Origin of the sequence: Frankia sp. Hr75.2, from assembly GCF_949319125.1 — a bacterium.
Taxonomy (GTDB): Bacteria; Actinomycetota; Actinomycetes; order Frankiales; family Frankiaceae; genus Parafrankia; species Parafrankia soli.
On the sequence record NZ_CASGGV010000099.1, the window covers coordinates 77,074 to 98,290 of the forward strand.

Here is a 21,217-nt window from a genome sequence, read left to right on the forward strand (position 1 = left end):
TGCATCAACTCCGATTTTCTGGGTGCGGTGGCGGTCGCGCCGCTTCTGCTGGTGATGGTTCGACTACCTGGACGGGTGTGATCGTGCCGCGGCGGACCAGGAGCCCCCGCCCGGGCGGCCCCGGCCCGCAGACGGTTCGCGGCAGCCGGACGCCGAGCAGGTCGCCGTCGGCGGGGCCGCCGGGAGAAAGCAGCAGACCACTTCTCGAGCGGCGGACATCGACCAGAAAGCCGCGGAACTGGCCGGCGAGATCCTCGGTGGTGCCGGCGGCCACCAGCCCGCCGCCGTGTCCTCCGCGCAGGAAGGCGGCGAGCTCGTCGCCGAGTGGCGTGGGCGAGACAAGCTCCGCGTCGTCGACCAGTACGACCGTCTGACCGGGGCCACCGAGCCGCCGGAGGGCCTCCTCCAGCGCCATGCCCTCCACCAGCTGGACCACCGCGGGGCCGATGAGGCCACGCAGCGGAGACAGACGCGGGCAGACGACCGCGAGCCGTGATCCCACGCCGAGCAGGCCGCGCCCGATACTCATCAGCGTCGAGCTGCGCCCCGACCGGGACGGGCCGGCCACGACGAACCCGGGGCCGTCGAAGTCGAGGTCGATGCCGACGGGTGCCAGCTCGTCGCCTCCGACGCCCAGGATGACCGGGACTCGCCGGCCCGGCCCCGCCGTGGCGCCCGGCTCCGGTCCGGTCGGGTGCAGCTCCGCGATCTCTCGCGCGCTGATCCGCGAGGGCAGAACGTCCACCCGGAACGGGCGCGGAACCGGCGGGCGCGGGGCCCGACCTGGCCCGGGGCCTGCGTGCGGTCGCGGGAACGGGCTGGCGGAGGAAACCGGGGCACCCTTCGCGACGGCGCTCGGCTCCCGGCGGCCGCCGGGAGCCGCCATCCGGCGCAGCATGCCCGCCTGCGCGGACCCGGCGGGGTCGTTGGTCAACAGGGCGACCTGCAGCTCGACGGGGCCGGCGGCGTCGCGCCACACGGGTGCCACGCGGCCGGCCGGCCCTCCGATCAGAAAGCCGCGACCGGGTGGCAGGGCGTCGGGGATCCGGGACGCCGCCAGGCCCGCCAGGCCGTAGTCGGCGCGTTCCGCCATCCGCAGCACCAGCCGTTGCTCCATGGTGGACGGCAGCCGGCCGGTGAGACCGCGGCGGTCGGTCGTGACCAGGATCCGCAGGCCGACAGCGGGGCCGTCCCGCGCGAGCGCCAGCAGGCGGTCGACCGCCGCCGCCCCGTCGAAGCTCTCGAAGGAGGCCAGGAATCCCTCGTACCCGTCGAGCAGAAGGACCAGGTAGGGCAGCCGCCCTGGCCGTGCGCCGCCCGCACCGCCCGGGCGGTGCGGGCGGCGCGGGCGGAACTCCTCGTGCTCCGCGCGGCGGTAGGTCTCGTCCGCCGCACGGGGCGAGGTCTCGTCCCCCGTGCGGTGGCGCTGGATGGTGCGAGCCCCGGCGGCGAGCCTGGCTTCGGCCAGATCGGCGAAGCCGCCGGCAGCGAGAACCTCCTGCCGCCAGGTGACCTCGTCCGCCAGCCGGGCGAGCAGGCGGTGGACCCGTTCGGTCTCGCCGACGCCGACGACGGCTCCGGTGTGGGGGAGAGCGGTCAGCGGCGCGAGGCTGTTGTTCCCGCAGTCCAGCCCGTACACGTGGACGTCGGCGGGGGACACCGCCCTGGCGAGCGATCCGGCGAAGGTCCGCAGCACCGTGGAACGGCCGGAACGCGGGGACCCGAGGATCATCAGGTGGGACCCGTGCTCGAGGTCGATCGCGAAGACGGGCTGGGCCTGGGCCAGGCACAGGTCGGCGAGTGCGAGCGGGACGGGAGGCAGCCCTGGCCCACCCGGGCCCGAGCCCGGCGAGCCGTCCGTGGGGAGATCGTCGATCGTGATCCGGACGGGCAGCGGGGGCAGCCACGGCCGCCGCGGCCCCGGGACACGGCAGATCCGGGACGCCTCCCGCAGCGCCCGGGCCAGCGCGCGCAGATCCGTCGGTTCCTCGCTGTCGCGCTCCGCGATCTCGGCCTCGTGGCCAGGCCCCGCCGCGATGCTCTCGGCGCGGGCGACGGTGTCCGCGAGATCGGCCGGTGGCGGCCAGGGCGACTCGATCACGATCGGCGCCGCGGCCGGTGCCTCGGCGCGGCGCGGGGACCCACCGATCCGGCCGGTCTGAAAGGTCAGCGGGGAGCCCTGGCCGACCCGCACGATGGCCTGGCCCGGCGACGACCCGGGGATGAGCGCGGCGTCCGGCAGGCCCAGCACGTCGATGCTCTCCGCCTGGTCGGTGACCCGCAGCGCCACCCGCAGGTTGGTGTTGGCCATGATCTCCGGCGAGACGACGCCCGCCGGCCGCTGGGTGGCGAGCACCAGGTGGATCCCCAGCGACCGGCCCCGCCCGGCGAGCCCGACGAGCCCGGAGACGAACTCCGGCAGCTCGCGGACGAGGGCGGCGAACTCGTCGATGACCACGACGAGGCGCGGCAGCGGTTGCCGCGCCGGGTGGGAGGGCCGCGGCGCCCGGCTGTAGTCGTCGATGTCCTTGCACCCGGCATCGGCGAGCAGCGCCTCGCGGCGGCGCAGCTCGGCGGCGAGGGAGTCGAGGGCACGCCGCACCAGGTGCGGATCGAGGTCGGTCACCAGACCGACGGTGTGCGGGAGGTGGGCGCAGTCGCCGAACGCGCTGCCACCCTTGTAGTCGACGAGGACGAAGGTCATCTCATCCGGCCGGTTGCGGACGGCCAGCGAGGCCACCAGCGACTGCAGGAACTCCGATTTGCCGGATCCGGTCGTGCCGGCGACCAGGGCGTGCGGCCCGTCGCGGCTCAGGTCGAGGCTGACCGGCCCGGCGGGGCACACCCCGATGGGGACCGGCCCCGGGGCCCTCTCCGTGATCCAGCGCGGGGCGAGCGCACGGGCGGTCGGCGGGTCGAGGTCGAGCAGCTCCAGCAGTCTGGTCTCCGCGCGTGCGGAGGCCGGTCCGCGTTCGCGCGGGCCGGGGTCGCGAACCGGTGCCAGCGCGCGTGCCAGCTGTTCGCACCAGGCCGCGGCCGCGGGACCGGAGATCTCCGCGCCCAGGCCGGCGCTCGTGCCCGGGCCGCCTGTCGGCTCGCCGGCAGGGTGCGGATCGCCGCCCCCGGCGGGCTCGCCGGCGACCAGGTCGGGGCAGACATGGTCGACGCCCTCGGCCCCCTGCCGCCGGACCCGAATCCCGCCCGGCACCTGTTCGACGACCGTGTGGCATTCGGGCGGCAACAGCCGCGGATCACGTTCGAGGCACACGACGTAGACGCCGACGAGGGGCCCGGAGCGCAGCACCGGGATCAGTGCGGCCCGCATCGACGCCGCGCCCTCGACGACGACCAGCACCGCGGGATCGCGCGGCACCTGCGCGGCACCGCCGCCTCCGGCGCGGGCCAGCCGGGCGTCGATCATGCTGGCGAGCTCGTCGACGCGCCGCGCCCGGCCTGGCCCGTCCGCCCCGACGAGGATCGCTCCCGGAGGCCCGTCGGGCTGGCGGCAGTGCGGCAGCCACCGCGCCCACTCCCAGCTCGCCGGGGACGCGGTCCCGACGACGAGGTGGACGGCGAGATCCCGTGGGCTGTGGTGCACCGCGGCCTGCGCCGTCAACCAGGACCCGACCACCCCGGCGAAGTCCCCCGCCCCGACCACCCCGAGGACCCCGGTCTCGGGCAGCGGCACCGTCACCGGGACGTCCCGCAGCTGCCACCGGGTCTGTCGGCGGTGATCCGGCGCGGCGGGGTCGTCGAGGACGACGCCGCCCGGCAGGTCGCCCGTGCCGACGCGCAGGTGGAGGAAGTCAGGGTCTTCGGGACGGCGCTCCCAGAGACCACGCCGCGGGCCCAGCGCGCGGAGCAGTGTCGCCGCCGGGTCCGGATGGGCGCGGCGGAGGGCAGCGGCCTCGCGGTCGAGCGCGGCGGTGGCGTCCCGGTCGATCTCGGCCCGGATCCGCTGGTACTCCGCCAGCTCACGCCGGTGCTCCCGCGCTGCCTGGCGCCGGGCCGCCAGGTAGGAGCCGACCAGGGAGAGCGGCGCCAGCGCCGCGAAAAGAAGCAGGTAGTAGGCGTGGAGGAGTACCGCCATCCCGGTCGCGGCCGCGGCGGGGAGGAGCGTTGCCAACACCGGGGGCGGTGCGGGCCGCGGCGGAACCGGCGGCGTGGGGAGGCGGTACCGGGAACCGCCCGGGGCACGCAGCATCCGCGGCTCGCGGCTGATCTCCAGGTACGGCCCGGCCGGAGCCGGCTGGAGCAGGGCGTCCGGCTCGTCGGGCACCGTCAGCAGCAGCCGCGCCCCGCCGACGCGCAGGGTGACCCGCGGCCCGGCACCGCCGCGTTCACCGGCCGGGAAGGAGACGGGGCCGTCGCGGCGGCACCCGTCGATCCACACCGTCGCCCCCGAACGGGGGGTGATCGTGCAGGAGCCGTCGACGTCGACCCGCAGGGACAACGCGCGCCGCGGCGTGGAACGGCCGCGCAGCACGACGCCGCCGGCAGGGTCCGACCCCAGGCCGTATTCGCCGGCCAGGAGCCGGTGCACCATGCCGGCGCCGGGACCACCGGTGACCCGGAGCTCGACAAGCCCCACCGGCTCGTTGCGCCCGGCTCCGAGCGGCGCTCCGAGCAGCGCGCCGAGCGGCGCGCCGAGGGGTGCTCCGAGCGGCGCGCCGAGCCTGAGAACGGAGCCGTCGCGCAGGGGCGAGGCGTCCAGCCGCAGGCCGGGGTCGACCTCCGCGCCATCGACGTGGATCGCCGCCGGGGGCTCGCGGGCGCCCTGCACCGCTCCGGGCGATCGCCCCCGCCCCCGACCTCCCGGCCGCCGCTCGGATCCGTGCGCGTGCTCCGCCAGCGCGGCCGCGATCGCGCCCAGCGGCGTTGCCCCGTCGGCGCGGAGCAGTACCGTCCGCCTGGTGGCCCGCCGACTGTCGGCAGGCACCAGGCAGGCGCGGGCAGGCGCCCGAGGGGACGTGTCCGCGACGCCCGCGACATCGATGGTGATCCACATGGCGGGCACGATACAAGCCGAAGTCGACAGTGTGCTCTCTGTAACTTCTTACGAAGAGTCGCCTGATTTCGAGCGATTCTGGCGGCGGCTGCGGCCGCGACGGGTCTCGCGGGCCCGGGAGCGCGCCTTCACGATCTCCTCGCCGGCCATTCTCACCAGCGCATCGCCGTCCAGCGGCCGGTGAACCGGGGCCGGTGGGGTGCCGAGGCCCGCGGCGTGGTCGGCGCCGAGCGGCGCGACCTCGCCATGGCCCGATCGGAGCCCCCCACCGAACGCGATCCCGACGCTGGCCGTGACCCGGACCCGGTGGTCGTCCACGACCAGTGGATCGACGAGGCAGGAGGTCAGCCGGTCGGCCAGTGCCACCGCCGCGTGGCCGGTCACCTCGGTCGTCACGACGACGAACTCGTCCCCGCCCCAGCGGCCCAGCACCGCGCCGGGCCCGAGCACCTCGGCGAACCGGAGCGCGACCGCGCGCAGCGTCCCGTCGCCGACCGTGTAGCCGAACCGCTGGTTGACGCGCCCGAAGGCGTCGAGATCGAGGAAAAGGACCGCAACTCCGGTGCCCTCGGCCGTGCCCCCGGTGCCCTCGGCCTCCACCCCCGCGGCCCCGGCCCCGGGAAGGGTCGCTTCGGCTTCATTTCCCTCGACCCCCGCGGTGCGGTCGGCTGTCGGCGGCTCCGCCGGGTCTGGCCGACCGGTCCGAACGGGTACCGTCCACGCCTCGAAACCGGCGACGCCCGCCCGTTCGGATGACGTTCGCCGGCCGCTGTTCCTGGTTACCCCGGGGGGTGCCATCTGGCCGGAACCGACGGTCGGCGGCGCGGCCAGCGCCTCGGCGATCAGATCACGGAGAGCCGAGCGGTTCGGGAGCCCCGTGACCGGGTCGTGAGTCGCCCGGTGGCGCAGCACGGCCTCCCGGTCATGGCGATCGGTGACGTCGTCCACCACGACGACCAGCCCGTCGCCGCGGCTGAGCGCCCTGATCCGGACGTCCAGCCAGCGCTCGCCGCGCGGGGTGGCCAGCGGGATCTCGACGCGGACCTGGTCGCGGCGGTTGTCCAGCATCCGGCGGGTCAGCCCGGCCAGTGTCCGCAGCGGTTCCGTGCTCCGCCCGGCTGCCTCGCAGGCGGCCAGCCAGCTCGCCCCGGGGCGGACGGGGACGACCGCCAGCCCGGCCGCGGCGCTGCGCCGCCACGCGTCGTTGAGCCGCACCACCATTCCATCTGGTCCCAGTACGGCGATGCGTGACGGTAACGAGTCGAGGACCGCGGCGGCCACGTCGTCGGTGATCACCGATTCTGATTCCCCTCTCGGGACGTCGAAGCCGCGGCTGCGCCAGGTTCTCCATTTCCTCCGGCAGCCGCGCGCGGGATCACCGCCGACGGCCCGACCGATATCCGTGATCCTTGACGCCGGACTGTCGCCCCGTCCGGAAAAGGGTCTGGTGGAGTGCGACCGATGCTTTTCGGTAGTGTTCCGGGCGTCGAATTCTTGTGTCGGACTGTAAAGAAGTCGACGAATATCCCCAGCTATCCGGGTCTGCCCGGCATCTGGAACCGCGCGGCATCCTGGGCTGCCCGGCATCTGGAGCAGCCCAGGTATCGCGCACTGGAAGTCCCGGGCCGCAAACCTCTCAGCTGGCGGAACGGGTGTGAGGTCAGCGCCGCCCGCCGTCGCCGGCGAACTGCTCGGGGACCCATTCAGGCGCCCGCTTCTCCATGAACGCGCGCATGCCCTCACGTGGCTCGGGCGACTGCTGCATCGCCCAGAACATGGTCTGGTAGTCGATGAGCCCATAGCGCTCGTTCAGCATGCGCTTGACATGCATGCGGGCCGCCGGGGCGGTCTGCAGAATCTCCCCGGCGGCCTGGACGGCGGCCTCGCGGAGCTGGTCGTGCGGCACGACCCGGCTGATCACACCCAGCCGCTGGGCCTCGGCGGCGTCGAAGCGGCGCGCCGACAACAGCAGGTCACGGGCCACCGCGATGCCGACGTGGGCGGGCAGGACGGCCGCATAGGTGGCGTCGGGGATCCCCCGCAGCAGCTCGGGGACCCGGAACGTCGCCTGGTCGCTGGCGACCGCGATGTCCGCCATCATGGCGATCAGCAGGCCACCGGCCTGGCAGATGCCGTTGACGGCGGCCACCACCGGCGCCCGGCTGTCCCGGATGGTGAGGAACGGCAGGACGTCCTCGCCGCGCAGGTCGGGCGGCAGGTTGTCGCCGGGCTCGGACCTGCTGCCGAGGTCGCCGCCGGGGGCGAACACGTCACCGGTGCCGGTGATGATCAGTGCGGCCAGGTCGGGCGAGGTGTTGACCAGCTGTACGGCCCGCTTGATGCCGAAGTACATCGCCGGTGTCAGGGCGTTCCGGGCGGCCGGCCGGTCGATCACACACCAGCCGATGGCTCCGTCGCGCTCGAAACGCAGGCCCGCCGCTCCCAGGTCATCGGTCATGCTGCTCCTCCCTCGTGCCGCCGCTCGCGATGATGGCATGCCAGGGCGTCGCCCGGCGGTGCGATCACACGGCGGCGGCGATCCGGCGCCACTGTTCGCGGGGAAGGACCCGCGCGTCTTCGGTGAGCACCTGGAGGGCGACGTGGTCGGCGCCCGCGGCGCGGTGCTCGTTGACCCTGCGCATGATCGCCTCCTCGTCGCCCCAGGCCACCACCGCGTCGAACAGCCGGTCGCTGACGGACGCCAGATCCTCGGCCGAGAAGCCCAGTCGGAGCAGGTTGTTCGCGTAGTTCGGGTGCGTGAGGTATCTGCGCAGCCAGTCGGCCCCGATCGAGCGGGCCTCTTCCCTCGTCCCGCAGAGGATCACTGTCTGTTCCGGCAGCACGAGCGGGCCGGCGCCGAGCACCTCACGGGCGCGGCGGGTGTGCTCCGGGGTGACCAGGTACGGGTGGATGCCGCGGGCCCGGTTCGCGGCGAGCGCGAGCATCTTCGGGCCGAGCGCGGCCAGCACCCGACCGGTCGACGGCACGGATGGCCGCGCGGCGTCGAGCGCGTCGAGGAAGCCACCCATCGCGGCCAGTGGCCGCTGGTAGCGGCCTGGTTCGCCGGCGTCGACCACGTCGGCGTGACTGACCCCGATGCCCAGCAGGAACCGGTCGCCGTGCTCCGCGGTGAGCGACGCGGTCCGGGCCGCGGTCTCCTCCGGGCTGTGCATCCACAGGTTGAGCACGCCGGTCGCGATGACGGTGCGCCGGGTCGCCGCGAGCAGCCGTCCGGCGGTGTCGAAGGCCGGGCCGCCGGCGTCGGGGAACCAGAGCGCGGCGAATCCCAGGTCGTCGAGCTCCGCGGCGGCGTCGGCCGCCTCGGCCGGATCCCCGAACCGCAGGTGCAGGCTCCAGATCCCGACCCCGCTGAGCTCCATGTCGTCCTTTCGCCGCCGTTCCGCTGGCTTTGGGCACTCTACGCCCGATGCTGCACTGGGTGCCAGCATCGATATCGGAGGGCATCTGTGGCGCTGGGTCCGGCGCGGCTGCGGCTGCGGCTGGCGTAGGGGTGCGACCCGTCCGCGCCGGAGCCGTCCCGCGAACGGATCCAGCCGGCCGTGACAAAGACACAGGTCAAGGCCTACCACGCAGCCGTGCCGCCAGGGACCGCCGCTGAGCGGGAGCGGCATGGCTATCGAGTCGAAGCGGCTGCGGAGCCGACGAAAAATAGGTGAAGATATAACCCGTGGTGACTGACCCGGCGAGTGGCCATCTCGGCCGCCGCCTCGACCACGTCCCACGACCGCGCGTGCGCCGAGGTGCGGCGCCGGTGACCGGGCCGGCAGACGGGCCCGGTAGGCGAGGTCGGTAGCCAGGTCGTCGGACAGACGCCGCTCCAGCCGCACATTCCCAACCATGATCTTGCCGGATTTCGTTGATCATGAACATCGATGAAGGGGCCGAAGATGATTCACCGCGCGCGATTACTCGTCACCGCTCTCGTCTGCTGTACGGGTCTGCTGCTGGGGGCCTGCGGGGGAGGAGGTGGCGATACCGGTACGTCCGCGTCGGGGGCCACGGGTGAGCCTGTGGCGGGTGGCGAAGCGCGGATCCTGCTGCTGAGCGAGCCGCGCACGATGGACCCGGCGGTCATCGGCAACGTCTACGCCAGCGGAGCCCTCATCGGGAACGCCCTGTACGGAACACTGATGACCGACGACGAGGCGGGTGAGATCCACTACTCGATGGCCGAGTCGTTCGAGTCCGCCGACAACGGCAAGACGTTCGAGCTGAAGCTGCGGCCGGGGCTGGTGTTCTCGGACGGTACCCCGCTGAATGCGGATGCCGTGAAGTTCAACTGGGACCGGACCAAGGAACCGGCCACCGGCTCCGCCAGCCGGGCGGATGCGGCGATGATCGCCTCGTCCGAGGTAGTTGACGACGTCACGCTGCGGGTCACCCTGGTCACCCCCGTTCCGAAGTACTCCGAGGCCATCGTCACCTCGACGCTGAACTGGATCGCCTCGCCGGCGGCCCTGCGGAAGGGCGGGCCGGCCTTCGACAAGAACCCGATCGGCGCCGGGCCGTTCACCCTGCAGAACTGGGCCCGCCAGGACAACATGCGGCTGGTCAAGAACCCCCGCTACTGGGACGCGCCCAGGCCGTACCTCGACTCCCTCGTCCTGCGCCCGGCACAGGACAGCAACCAGCGCTACAACACGCTGCTCACCGGTGGTGCCGACCTGGCGGTCGACTCGAGCTGGATCAACCTCGGCAAGGCTGACGAGGCGGGGCTGGCGGTCGACTTCCTGCCGGCCAGCGGCGGCATCGTCGCCGCGCTGAACACGCGCCGGGCGCCGTTCGACGACGTGCGCGCACGTCAGGCGGTCGCGAAGGCGCTGGACATGGACGCGCTGAACCTCGCCGTCTGGAACGGCAGCGCGCGGATGGCCACCACGCTGTTCACCGACTCATCACCGTTCTACTCGCCCACGCCGTTGCAGAAGACGGACAAGGCGACCGCCCAGAAGCTCTTCGACGAGCTCGCCGCCGAGGGCAAGCCGGTCTCCTTCTCGTTCACCACCACTCCGGCGTCGGAGAACCGGAAGATGGCCGAGAACATCCAGGCCCAGCTGAGCGCGTTCAAGAACGTCAAGTTCCAGGTCCGGGTCATAGAGGTCGCCGAGTTCTCGGCGCTGCGCACGTCGCACGACTACGACGCGGTCCTCACGTCCTCGATGTTCCTGGACCCCGACCCCCGCCTGCCGACGACCCTCCTCGGGGGCTCGCCGGCGAACCTGTCCATGCTCGACGATCCTCAGCTGAACGAGAGCCTGCTGGCGGGACGGACCGCGACCACCGTGGAGGAGCGGAAGAAGGCCTATGACCGCGTGCAGGCCCGGCTGACGGAGGTGGTCCCGATGATCTTCTTCGCGCGCGGGCCGCTCGGCGCCATCTCGGCCAGGAACGTCGGCGGTGTCACGCAGTACGGCCTCGGATCGCTGCTGCCGGAGAAGCTGTGGATCCAGTCATGACGGCCTGACAACGGCACAACGTACACCGCCTGACGGCCGTCACCTGGCGCGCGTCGATCATCGTCGGCGCGCGCCAGGGCGGCCTCGGGCAGCGGTGCCGGGTGGACGTCGTCCTCGCCGGGCACGGGCTCCACCCGGTCACCCACGCGCAGGGTGCCGCCGCGCACGATTATCTCCGGGTCGTCGGGCGCGACTTCGGGCGTACCTTCCAATCCCGGCTCGAGGACTATCCGAACCGGGGAGTCGCCGAGCGTTATCTGTTCGGCAGGGCAACGCTCCCACTTGAGGGACGACCGGGATTCGCGGCGGATCTGCGGGCCTACGAGCGGGGCCCCTCCGCCGCCGCGGCGCACGAACCGGCGGCATCCTGGGCGGTCTGGTACCGGCGGCAAGTGCGGATGCCCGCCCCGATGCTCGGTGTGCTGTACCTGGCGTGCGGTCAGAAGAGGGTCAGGGGCTCGGCTGGTATCGGCTGCGGCAGGGGATCGAGCCCGGGCACGCGGGCCCGGACCTCGTCGTGGAAACGGCGGGCGAGCAGCGGAGCGTCGACGTTGTCCGGGGTGTGGATGAAGACGGTGGGTGATCGTCCCTCGCGCAGCCACGTGACGGTGGTGTCGACCCAGTGCCGCCAGCCCTCGACCGTCCGGGCGGAGTCGTCGCGGCCGAGGTAGCGGACGATCGGCTGGTCGGTCAGCGCGAGTGACCGGAGCGGCATCCGGGGCTTCTTCGCCCAGGCGTCCCGTTCGGCGTCGCTCGTCGGCGGGCTCCGGAAGAACTCGGTGGTGTCGAACGGAATCCATTCGGCGCCCACGGTGGCGAGTGCGTCCTCGAGCAGGCGCGCCGCGCGCGGGTCGGCGAAGAAGGCCGGATGGCGGACCTCCACCGCGTACCGGTGGGACGTGTCGAGCCGGCGCAGAAAGCGGGCGAGCAGCGACACGTCGGCCGGGCCGAACGCCCCCGGCAGCTGAATCCAGAGGGCGTGCGCCCGCGGGCCGAGCGGCTCCATCGCGTTCAGGAACGAGCGAAGCACCTCGTCGACGTCGGTGAGGTGGCGTTCGTGCGTGATGACCTTCGGCAGCTTGACCACGAACCGGAAGCCGGGGTCGGTCTGCCGCGCCCACGTGGCCACGGTCTCCCGGGCCGGGGTCGCATAGAACGTGGTGTTCCCCTCGACCGCGTTACACCAGGCGGCGTAGTGCCGCAGGCGCTCGTGGGCCGGCAGCGGATGGGCCAGCAGGCGCCCCTGCCAGGACTTGTGACTCCACATCGCGCACCCCACGTGCAGATGCATGTCTCGTGCCCTCCGTCGCTGGATCGCGCCGGCCCGCGCCGGCCGGCTGAAGGTCGGTGAAACCGGGGTGTAGGGGCGGTGATACCGCCGCTGTCTAGCGTCGTCCCAGCTTCCCAGCTGCCGAGCACCATGGAAGGACGACGCGTGACAGCCACACCCGCTGTCCGGGCCGATGGCCTGGTCAAGAGATTCGGCGATTTCCGTGCCGTCGACCGGATCGATCTCGAGGTGCGACACGGCGAGATCTTCGGCGTGCTCGGGCCGAACGGCGCAGGCAAGACGACGATGCTGAAGATGCTGGCCACGCTGCTGCCGATCGACGGCGGCCGGGCCGAGATCTTCGGTGTGGACGTCGCCGCCCAGCCGCACCGGGTCCGCCAGCTCATCGGCGTGACCGGCCAGTACGCCTCGGTGGACGAGGACCTCTCCGCCACCGAGAACCTGTGGCTCTTCGGCCGGCTCCAGGGCCTGAAGGCCGCGGACGCTCGCGCCACCGCGCGCCGGCTGCTGGAGCAGTTCGGCCTGGAGGACGCCGCCGAGCGGAAGATCTCGGCGTTCTCCGGCGGCATGCGCCGCCGCCTCGACCTCGCCGCCTCCCTCATCACCCGACCGCCGTTGATCTTCCTCGACGAGCCGACCACCGGGCTCGACCCACGCACCCGAGGCCAGATGTGGAACACCATCCGCGGTCTCGTCGAGGACGGCTGCACCGTCCTGCTCACCACCCAGTACCTGGACGAGGCCGACCAGCTCGCCGACCGGGTCTGCGTGATCGACCAGGGCCGCAAGGTCGCCGAGGGCACTCCGGACGAGCTGAAGACCCAGGTCGGCGATTCGACCCTGCAGCTTCAGCTCGCCCCCGGCGCCGACCAGGCGCTCGCCCGCGAGGTGGTGTTCCGGGTGCTCGGCGAAGAGCCGGTCACCACCCCCGAGTCGGGCCGGATGAACGTCCCGCTCGATGTCGCCGACCGCGCCGCCGACGTGCTGATCGCGCTGCGCGAGGCCGCCGTCTCGATCTCCTCGGTCAGTGTCGCGAAGCCCAGCCTCGACGAGGTCTTCCTCGCCCTCACCGGCCACGGCACGGATACCGGAGACGGCACCGGCACCGGCACCGGGGACGGCACGGGCACCGGCACCGCCGGCCCGGCCGGCGCCGTCCCCGGCCAGGACACGAACAGCCCCGACAAGCCCGTCATGGAGAAGGCCCGATGAACACCCTCGTAGCCGAACCGTCCGCCGCCCGCCCGCGATCGGCGCCAGCCGTCGACCCGGCCGCCGCCGTAGCCCGCACGCGCGCCCGCCCCGGGCTGGGCGACACTTTCAACCAGACCTTCGCGATGGCGTGGCGGGCGCTGAAGAAGATGCGCCGCAACCCGGAGCAGTTCTTCGACGTGGCGCTGCAGCCGCTGCTGTTCACCGCGATGTTCGCCTACGTGTTCGGCGGCGCGATCTCCGGTGACGTCGACAGCTACCTGCCGTTGCTGATCCCCGGCATCGTCGCCCAGACCGTGCTCACCACCTGCATGGCCACCGGGGTGCAGATGCGGGAGGACATGGACAAGGGCGTCTTCGACCGGTTCCGGTCGTTGCCGATGTCCCGGATCGCGCCGCTCGCCGGGCCGATGATGGCGGACCTGATCCGTTATCTGATCGCGGCCGTGCTGACCTACCTGATGGGCCTGATTCTCGGCTACCGGCCGGGCGGCGGGGTGCTCGGTGTGGTCGGCGCGGTCCTGCTCGCGGTCTTCACCGGCTGGGCGCTCGCGTGGGCGTTCACCTGGATCGGCACGCTGGCCCGCAGCGCCCGCAGCGTGCAGGGGATCTCGATGATGATCCTCTTCCCGCTCACCTTCCTCTCCAACGCCTTCGTGCCAGCGGACACGCTGCCGGGCTGGCTGGAGTCCTTCACCAGGATCAACCCGGTGTCACACCTGGTCTCCGGAACCCGCGACCTCGCCAACAACGGCGTGATCACCGCGCAGGTCGGCTGGACGCTGCTCGCCGGCCTCGCCGTGATCGTGATCTTCATGCCGCTGTCGGTGGCCAGCTACAAGCGGCACCTCTAGCCGGGAATCCGGTGCCCTCACCCGATGGGCGGGCGACGCCCGGTCGGCGTCCCGCCCGGTCAACTGCCCGGCCAGCCATCCAGCCATCCAGTCAGGCGTTCGGCCAGGTGCTCGACGAGGAGGCGGGCCTCGTCGAGAACCTGCGCCGGGCGCCGTCCGGCGACGCTCGCCCGGACCGCCGCGAGCGTGCCGGGCGCGCGGCGTTCGGCGATCGGCTCGATCCGCGACCACCCCATCGACGGGATCGTCGCGGGGTAGGCGAACCGTTCCGCGAGCGCCAGCAGCCGGACCGCGTCCTCCGGGGCCATCCCGGCCAGACCGTCTCCGGGCGCCGGGAGGTTCTCCCGAAGACCCCAGGCGCCCAGTGCGAACAGCACCGTCCCGTACACCGGGTAGTCGGCGCCGGCCTGCCCGCGTCGGAACGCTTCGACGCAATGGGTGAGGCAGGCCCGGAACAGGCTGTGACCGGTGGCGAGGTCGTCGGCCGTGCTCGCGTGCCGGGCGAACGCGGCCACCGTCGCCGCGTCGCACACGAGCACCCAGGGCTCGAGGCCGGTGGGTTCCACGCCCGGCAGCCGCAGGGCCCGCATCTCCTCCGCCGCGTCCACGTACCGGCGTAGACCACCGGTCGTGTCGCCGCGGGCGATCATGATCTCGGCCTCGGCGGTGGCCATCATTCTGCCGCCGAGCCCCGTCCTGTCCTCCGGGGCACTCTGGGCGAGGTGGCTCTCGGCCGCTTCGAGCCGGCCGTCGTTGATGGCGTCGAATGCCAGCAGCACCCTGAGCTGCGCGACGTCGTCGCGGGCGCCGAGCCGTTCCAGGACGGGCAGTGCCGCGCGAGCACACGACCGGGCGGTGGTGACGTCCCCGAGCTGCATCGACAGCGCGGCGAGCTGGGTGCGCAGCACGGCCGCGATCCACGGGCCGTCCTGCGGCGCGGCGAGCGCCAGCGCCCGTTCGGCGCAGGCCGCCGCCGTCCGCGGGACACCGTCGTTCTCCCACAGATGGGTCAGCCACATCAGCGCGATCAGGCGCGTGTGCCGGTCGGCGTCGTCCACGAGCCGTTCCAGCCGTGCCGCGGCGTCCGCGGGCCGGGTCGGATCGAGCGCAAGCTGCACCCGCACCGAACCGGCCAGCCACGTGTTGTCCGCGTCCGCCGGATCGAGCGGCACCAGCAGTTCGCAGGCATCCTCCGGGTACCTGACGGTCATGAGCATCTTCGTCCGCAGGATGGCGATCCGGCTGGCCAGGGTCGCCGCGGCCGCCGCTGGCGGCGGGGCCCAGTCGTGCAGGGCCTCGGCGACCGCGTTGGCCAGCACCATCATCCGCGTGTGATCGCCGCGGATCTCCCAGAACGGATTGAGCACCGCCAGCAGCCGGACGACCGCCTCGGTACCGCCGTCGACCAGCGCGGCCCGCAGTTCGTCGGCGAGGTTCGTCTCCTCGGCCGCGACCGCGTCGATCGCCGCGAACTGCCGCTCACTGAGCAGGTCCGCGCCGTGCCGGGTGACGTAACCGACCGCCCAGGCCCGCTGGGCCCGCCGCGCCCACACCTGCTCGCCGGCCTCGGTCAGCCGCAGCCGGCCGAACTCGCGGACGGTCTCCAGCATCCGGTAGCGGACCCCGTCGGCCGACTCACGCACGCTCAGCAGCGACTGGTCGACGAGGTTCTGCACCGCGTCGAAGGCGTCCAGGGGCTCCGGGCCGGCGACCTGCCCGGCGGGGTCGGGCGCGCCGAGCACCTCCTCCGCGGCGTCCAGGGTGAACCCGTCCGGAAAGAGCGCCAGCCGACGCAGCGACCGCCGTTCCGGCTCGGCCAGCAGGTTCCACGACCAGTCGATCACCGCGAGCAGCGTGCGGTGACGGTCCGGCGCGCCGCGGTCGCCGCCGCGCAGCAGGGCGAAGCGGTCCGCCAGCCGCCGGTCGACGTCCTCCACCGACATCGCGCGGACCCGCGCCGCGGCCAGTTCGATCGCCAGCGGAAGGCCGTCGAGCCGGTCGACGATCCGGCCGACCACCTCGGGGTCGAGCCGGACGGTGGGCCGGGCGGCGGCGGCGCGCTGACGGAACAGCTCGGTCGCGTCGGCGCGGCCCAGCTCCCCGAGCAGGTAGACCCGCTCGGCGCTGATCGCCAACGGCGCCCGGGTCGTGGTGAGCACCCGGACGTCCGCGGTGGCGGTGACGAGGAAGGCGACCAGCTCGGCGACCTCCTCGACGAGGTGCTCGCAGTTGTCCAGCAGCAGCAGGCTCGACCCGCGCGAGAGCTGCGCGGCGATACGCGTGCGCAGGTCGGCGCGCTGGCCCGGGGACAGCACCCGGCGCTCGCCGATCGAGTCGCGGACACCGAGCGCCGAGCCGACCTCGCCGAGCAGGTCCTCGGGCGCCGTCACCCCGACCAGGTGGACGACATGCACCACCGGCAGCGTGCTCTCCCGGGCGAGCCGGTGCGCCAGCCGGGTCTTGCCGAGGCCGCCCGGCCCGACGATCGACACCACCCGTGACCGGTCCAGTAACGTCCGCAGCCGCTCGACGTCCCCCTGGCGGCCCAGCAGGGGAGTGGCGTCGTAACGGAGGCCGTCGCGGACGGGCTGGTCGGCGGCGAGCAGATCGCGCTGCAGCCGGGTGAGTGCCTCCCCTGGGCCGACACCGAGCCGTTCCCGCAGGTCCCGACGGTGGCGTTCGAAGCGCTCCAGGGCCGCCCCCGGCCCGCGGACGGCGGCCTCGCTGCGCAGCAGGTCGGCCAGCAGGGCCTCGTCGTCGGGCCGCTCGGCGTGCGCCGCCTCCAGGAGCCCCAGCGCCTCGGTGTGCCGGTCTGTCCGGCTCGCCGCCCGGGCCAGCAGCAGCCGGGCCGCCGCCAGATCGCGGCCGGCCGCCCGGCGCACGTCGGCGAGCGGGCCCTGTTCGCCCGCCGGCACCGGCGACAGCGACGCGCCGAGCTCCAGCGCCTCCCGGGCCCGCTCGGCGGCGGCGGCCGGATCGGCCGCGAGGAGGGTGCCAGCCTCGGCGACCAGCCGGCCGAGCAGACAACTGTCGACCTCGGCCGGAGGCAGGTCGAGCCGATAGCCCTCGCCATCGCGTACCACCGCGGCGCCGCCGCAGGCGGCCCGCGTTCGGGAGACGACCACCTGAAGACCCTTGGCCGCATTGGCCAGCGGCTCCCCGCGCCAGATCAGCTCCACCAGCCGCTCGGCCCGCACCGGCCGCCCGCGTTCCGCCGCCAGCGCCGCCAGCAGCGCCCGCGGCCGGTCGCCGACCACCGGGATGCCCTTCCAGCGCACCCCGTCCAGGAGAGTGAGGCCCACGCCCATCCCGGCCACTCTAGAGCGGCAAGCTGTGATCGGCGCGGCGACGGGACAGCGGGGGGCTCGGGTGGTGCGCCCGGCGGTGTGACGCCTCCGCAGGAACCTCCTGGATCACCGGATGAATTCACGGCGAATATCAGGCGACCGAGTAGACCGCGGCTCTCCAGTCCGCGACGGGCCCCATACGGTAATCGAATCAACACGTCGGGCCGGTTGGGCATGCGGGGGCGAGCTGCATCGTGAGCTGGCTGAGTGCCGAGAACATCGTGGCCGTGCTTACCGCGGCGCTCGGCATAGTGGCGTCCTTCGCGGTGGTCTGGTACGAGCGCCGGGTGCCGCGCCGCAGGCGCATTGGCTACCGCGTCCAGATGGACATGCCCATCGGCGGTGACAATCGTGACGGGCAGGGTCAGGAAAACATACGGCTGGGCCTGTTCAGCGATCTCCCGGACATGTCCGACGCGACCCTCGTCCTCCTGCGGGTCGAGAATGACGGTGCGCAGAGCGTGGCCAGCACCGACTACACCGGCGGCGACCTGCACGGTCTCACCGCCGTCTTCACGGAACGCATCGTCAGGGGTGTGACCGTCACCCAGCCCAACGCCGACCACCTCATGGAGCACTTCGCGTCTTCGAGGGGGATGCGGCACAGCGGCAACACGATCTACCTGCCTCGTGTTCCGCTCGACAGCGGTCAGCACTACAAACTGCTCGTGCTCCTCACCGGCGGCAGCGTCGGCTGCGCCGTGCGCGTCACCGGTGGGATCCGGGAGGGCGCGGTGCAGCCCAACCGGAGCACCACGGTCGACGACAAGCCGCCCCTTTTCAACCGGCCCGCCCGCCTGATCACCATCCTGCTCACGCTCTGCGTCACGGTGCTGGCGAGCATCGTCGTCGGTGGCGGCGGTGCGCCCCCGCCCATCGGCTGCGCCACAGGGAAGCTCACCGTCAACGGTTCCACGGCCTTCGCGCCCGTGGTGCAGGAAATCGCCAGGAGATACGAGTCGGACTGCCCCGACTCAAACATCACGGTGGAGGCTCGTGGCAGCAACGAAGGCATGCAGAGACTGGTGGAGACGGGCGAGTCCGAGAACGGTTCCCCCGCCATGATCGTCATTCGTGACGGTGGTGGATCGCAGCTCGACCCGCGCCTTCAAGGGGACCGGGTAGCGGTTTCCGCCTTCACCGTCGTGGTGAACGACGAGGTGTCGGTCAGCAGCCTGACGATCGAGCAGATACGCCGCATCTACCGGGGCGATGTTGTCAACTGGAACCAGGTTGGCGGGCCCGACCTCCCGATCCTGCTGGTGAGCCGCGACGCCAACTCTGGTACCCGCGACCTGTTCCGGCGGCGCATCCTTGCCGGCATTGGTGAACCCGCCTACACCTCCCAGGACTGCGAGCACCGGAACTCACCGCAGGACAAGGTCATCCGCTGCGAGCTCGACAGCACCGAACGGGTACTGCGAAGCGTGGCCAGGCTGCCGGGCGCGATCGGCTACAGCGAACTGCGTACCGCCACGACCGTCAAGGGCCTGCGCACCGTGCGCATCGACGGGCAGGATCCCTCGATCGAGGCCATCCGCAACAGCACCTATCCCTTCGCGGAGGTCGAATACGCGTACACCTACGGGCAGCCGCCCGCCGGCTCCCTCACCCTGAGCTTCCTCGACTATCTGACCAGGGGCGGCGGGCAGACCGTCATCAAGGCTCACGGCGCTCTGCCGTGCTACAGCCCGGAAGGCCTCAGGCGCTGCCAGGAGGGGCCCTGAAGCTCCACGGGTGACGGTGGGCGGTGCGCCCGGCCAGACCGGCCGTGCGGAGCCGCTCGCGGCGGCTGCCGATCCGGCCGGTACCGGCCATGACGGCGATCAGGCGCCGACCCGTCGTCCCGTGCGCCAGCGGCATCCGTCAGGATCGGAGGTGTGAAAGCGGCCCGGCCCGGGTGACCACGATCCTGCTCGGTCTCGCCTCTGGACTGCTCATCGCGACCATCACCGCGCCCGTCGGGGTCTCCGGCGCGGTGTTTCTTCTTCCTGTCCAGCTCGACGTGCTGCACGTTCCCAGCCCAGCGGTCACACCAACCAACCTGCTGTTCAACCTCATCGCCATACCCGGGCCGCTCGGCCGCTACCACCAGCAGAAACAGCTCGGTGGCCACCTGACCCGGCTGCTGGTCCTCGGCACCCTGCCGGGGGTGGTGCTCGGTGCCGTCGTCCGGGTCCACTTCGCCCCCGGCGCCCGCCTGTTCCGGCTCCTCCTCGCCGCGATGCTCCTAACCCTGGGCGTCTGGCTCTGCGCTCGTACCCTGCGTAGACAGCCGCACCAGACCGTCCCGAGCGTCTCGTCACCACGGCCGCGCACCATCACCGTGCTGGCTCTGATCGTCGGGTTCGTCGGGGGCATCTACGGCATCGGGGGCGGCTCGCTCCTCGGCCCGATCCTGGTCGGACGCGGCATGTCCGTGGCCGTAGTCGCCCCCGCTACCCTCGCCTCGACGTTCCTCACCTCGATCGTCGGCGTCGCGGCCTACGCCGTGCTCGCCCTGACCACCGCCGGGAACATCGCCCCCCATTGGGCACTCGGACTTACCTGCGGACTCGGCGGACTGGCCGGCGGATACCTCGGCGCGCGCCTCCAACCCCACCTGCCCAACACCGCCCTACGTCTCCTCCTCGGCGTCCTGGCCTGCGCACTTGCCGCCGTCTATCTGATCCAGGCCGCTTGATGCGCCCGGCACACGAACACGCCGGTTGAACCGCCCCGCAGCAAACGCGCACCGCTTTCGCTGGAAGCATTCGAGCGAGTGCCGCGCCGCTCACCCGCTCTGCGAACCTGCTCATGAACCTTGCTCGGACTCGGACTCGGGCTCGGGCTCTGGCTCTGGTTCGGGCCATCCTCACTGTCAGGCGGCGTGCCTTCCCTGCGGCTGGCCCGGGTCGAGGTCCTCGACCTCGGCGATGAGACGGCCGTCGGCGGCGTCGCGGCGCAGGGCCGCGCCGAGCCGCGCGGCGGATCGCCGGTAGGAGGGATCGTCCAGGACCCGCCGGACGGCGTCAGCGATCTTCGCCGGCTTCGCCGCACGACTGACCGACCGCCCGGCGCCGTGGTGGACCACCCGGGCGGCGTTGTCGGCCTGGTCGCGGCCGTGCGCCAGCACCACGACCGGGACACCGGCGGCGAACGCCCGTGCCAGGGTGCCGTGGCCTCCGTGGGTCACGACGAGCGAGACGTGGCGGAGCACCTCGCCGTGGGGCACGGCGGAGACCACGGTGACTCCGGGCGGTGCGGTGAGCTGACCGGGATCGATCACCGGGCCGGTCGTCACCAGACCGCGCAGCGACAGCGATCCCACCGCGTCGGCGACCCGCTGCAGGCATTCGGCCTGGTTCTGGAACGTGCTGGACATGGACACCAGGACCAGCGGCGCGTCCCCGGCCGGCGGCTGCCACGGCTCGGCCGCCCACACCGGCTCGTCGAGGACCGGCCCGACGTAGCGGACGTTCGCCGGCAGCCGCGCAGGGAAGTCGAACTCCGCGCTCGTCATCACCAGCTCGCGGCGGGCCCGGTGGGGCTGATCCTGGTAGTGCGCCATCGGTTCCAGGCAGTACGCGGCTCGCAGCGCGTTGAGCCCGGGCAGGGCGGCGCCGTCCCACATCCGCTGAGACATGGCGCCGACGAGCCGGTCGCGCAGCCGGCCGGCCGGTCCCCGGGCGGGTCGCAGCCCGGGGCCGAACGGCGGCAGCCCCGGTGCGGGCAGCGGGTAGAGGTTCGGCATCAGGACGTCGAACGGCACTCCGTCGGCCTCCGCGGCCACCAATAGCTCCCACTCCCGGTACGGAGCGTGCTCTGGCTGGTTGTCGGGCCGGTTGAGGCCGTTCCGCCAGGGACGGAAGGCCGCGCCGGTCGCGGCGACGGCGGGCACCATCGAGTCCTCGGCCAGGACGGTGACCCGGTGGCCGCGCTCGACGAGCCGTCGCGCGAGGCCGAGCTCCGGAGCTACGGAACCACCACCGTCAGTGAGGGCGAACAGGTACGTGTTGCTCATCGGTGACCTTCCTTCGGTCCTTCGC

12 protein-coding genes are annotated in these 21,217 nt (G+C 72.8%); 5 read left to right on the forward strand and 7 right to left on the reverse strand.

Features of this window, described 5'->3' with window-relative positions; all coding sequences use genetic code 11:
- Positions 1–4 precede the first annotated feature (4 nt).
- The 4 genes from AC559T_RS09115 to AC559T_RS09130 form a co-directional block, all read right to left on the reverse strand.
- Complete coding sequence (locus AC559T_RS09115; RefSeq protein ID WP_498868446.1) at positions 5–5,008, reverse strand: FtsK/SpoIIIE domain-containing protein; 5,004 nt, start codon at positions 5,006–5,008, stop codon at positions 5–7.
- Positions 5,009–5,056: 48 nt separating this feature from the next.
- Positions 5,057–6,304, reverse strand: coding sequence for a GGDEF domain-containing protein (locus AC559T_RS09120; RefSeq protein WP_071062312.1), 1,248 nt, complete (start codon positions 6,302–6,304; stop codon positions 5,057–5,059).
- Positions 6,305–6,668: 364 nt separating this feature from the next.
- Entirely contained in the window at positions 6,669–7,466 is a 798-nt protein-coding gene (locus AC559T_RS09125; protein ID WP_020463678.1) for an enoyl-CoA hydratase/isomerase family protein, read from the reverse strand.
- Positions 7,467–7,530: 64 nt separating this feature from the next.
- On the reverse strand, positions 7,531–8,388 hold the full coding sequence (locus AC559T_RS09130) for an LLM class F420-dependent oxidoreductase (protein WP_248829842.1): 858 nt from the start codon (positions 8,386–8,388) through the stop codon (positions 7,531–7,533).
- Between the two features lie 528 nt (positions 8,389–8,916).
- Here AC559T_RS09130 and AC559T_RS09135 point away from each other — a divergent pair.
- Positions 8,917–10,485 carry an ABC transporter substrate-binding protein gene (locus AC559T_RS09135; RefSeq protein WP_498868463.1) on the forward strand — a complete coding sequence of 523 codons (1,569 nt, stop codon included), beginning with the start codon at positions 8,917–8,919 and terminating at the stop codon, positions 10,483–10,485.
- A 439-nt stretch (positions 10,486–10,924) separates the two neighbouring features.
- Here AC559T_RS09135 and AC559T_RS09140 read toward each other — a convergent pair whose 3' ends face one another.
- Positions 10,925–11,776: a DUF72 domain-containing protein gene (locus AC559T_RS09140; RefSeq protein WP_112108718.1), complete on the reverse strand. Its 852-nt coding sequence runs from the start codon at positions 11,774–11,776 to the stop codon at positions 10,925–10,927.
- 144 nt (positions 11,777–11,920) lie between these two features.
- Here AC559T_RS09140 and AC559T_RS09145 point away from each other — a divergent pair, with 144 nt between their 5' ends.
- The gene (locus AC559T_RS09145; protein WP_498868447.1) at positions 11,921–12,988 is read left to right on the forward strand and encodes an ATP-binding cassette domain-containing protein; all 1,068 of its coding nucleotides are present in this window, start codon (positions 11,921–11,923) and stop codon (positions 12,986–12,988) included.
- Complete coding sequence (locus AC559T_RS09150; protein ID WP_071062324.1) at positions 12,985–13,842, forward strand: ABC transporter permease; 858 nt, start codon at positions 12,985–12,987, stop codon at positions 13,840–13,842. The genes AC559T_RS09145 and AC559T_RS09150 overlap by 4 nt, the downstream gene beginning before the upstream one ends.
- Before the next feature lie 59 nt (positions 13,843–13,901).
- On the opposite strand, the gene AC559T_RS09155 is transcribed toward AC559T_RS09150, so the two are convergent.
- Positions 13,902–17,150: an ATP-binding protein gene (locus AC559T_RS09155; RefSeq protein ID WP_498868448.1), complete on the reverse strand. Its 3,249-nt coding sequence runs from the start codon at positions 17,148–17,150 to the stop codon at positions 13,902–13,904.
- 233 nt (positions 17,151–17,383) lie between these two features.
- On the opposite strand from AC559T_RS09155, the gene AC559T_RS09160 reads away from it, so the two are divergent.
- The gene (locus AC559T_RS09160; protein WP_498868449.1) at positions 17,384–18,916 is read left to right on the forward strand and encodes a PstS family phosphate ABC transporter substrate-binding protein; all 1,533 of its coding nucleotides are present in this window, start codon (positions 17,384–17,386) and stop codon (positions 18,914–18,916) included.
- Between the two features lie 173 nt (positions 18,917–19,089).
- Positions 19,090–19,872: a TSUP family transporter gene (locus AC559T_RS09165; protein WP_498868450.1), complete on the forward strand. Its 783-nt coding sequence runs from the start codon at positions 19,090–19,092 to the stop codon at positions 19,870–19,872.
- A gap of 177 nt (positions 19,873–20,049) precedes the next feature.
- Here the strand turns inward: AC559T_RS09165 and AC559T_RS09170 are convergent, their stop codons facing one another.
- Positions 20,050–21,192 carry a glycosyltransferase gene (locus AC559T_RS09170; RefSeq protein WP_498868451.1) on the reverse strand — a complete coding sequence of 381 codons (1,143 nt, stop codon included), beginning with the start codon at positions 21,190–21,192 and terminating at the stop codon, positions 20,050–20,052.
- Between the last annotated feature and the right edge of the window lie 25 nt (positions 21,193–21,217).

Coding starts and splice junctions, on each gene's coding strand:
- AC559T_RS09115 (WP_498868446.1), bottom strand. CDS start 5,008: ATGTGGATCACCATCGATGTCGCGGGCGTCGCGGACACGTCCCCTCGG.
- AC559T_RS09125 (WP_020463678.1), bottom strand. CDS start 7,466: ATGACCGATGACCTGGGAGCGGCGGGCCTGCGTTTCGAGCGCGACGGA.
- AC559T_RS09130 (WP_248829842.1), bottom strand. CDS start 8,388: ATGGAGCTCAGCGGGGTCGGGATCTGGAGCCTGCACCTGCGGTTCGGG.
- AC559T_RS09135 (WP_498868463.1), top strand. CDS start 8,917: ATGATTCACCGCGCGCGATTACTCGTCACCGCTCTCGTCTGCTGTACG.
- AC559T_RS09140 (WP_112108718.1), bottom strand. CDS start 11,776: ATGCATCTGCACGTGGGGTGCGCGATGTGGAGTCACAAGTCCTGGCAG.
- AC559T_RS09150 (WP_071062324.1), top strand. CDS start 12,985: ATGAACACCCTCGTAGCCGAACCGTCCGCCGCCCGCCCGCGATCGGCG.
- AC559T_RS09155 (WP_498868448.1), bottom strand. CDS start 17,150: ATGGGCGTGGGCCTCACTCTCCTGGACGGGGTGCGCTGGAAGGGCATC.
- AC559T_RS09170 (WP_498868451.1), bottom strand. CDS start 21,192: ATGAGCAACACGTACCTGTTCGCCCTCACTGACGGTGGTGGTTCCGTA.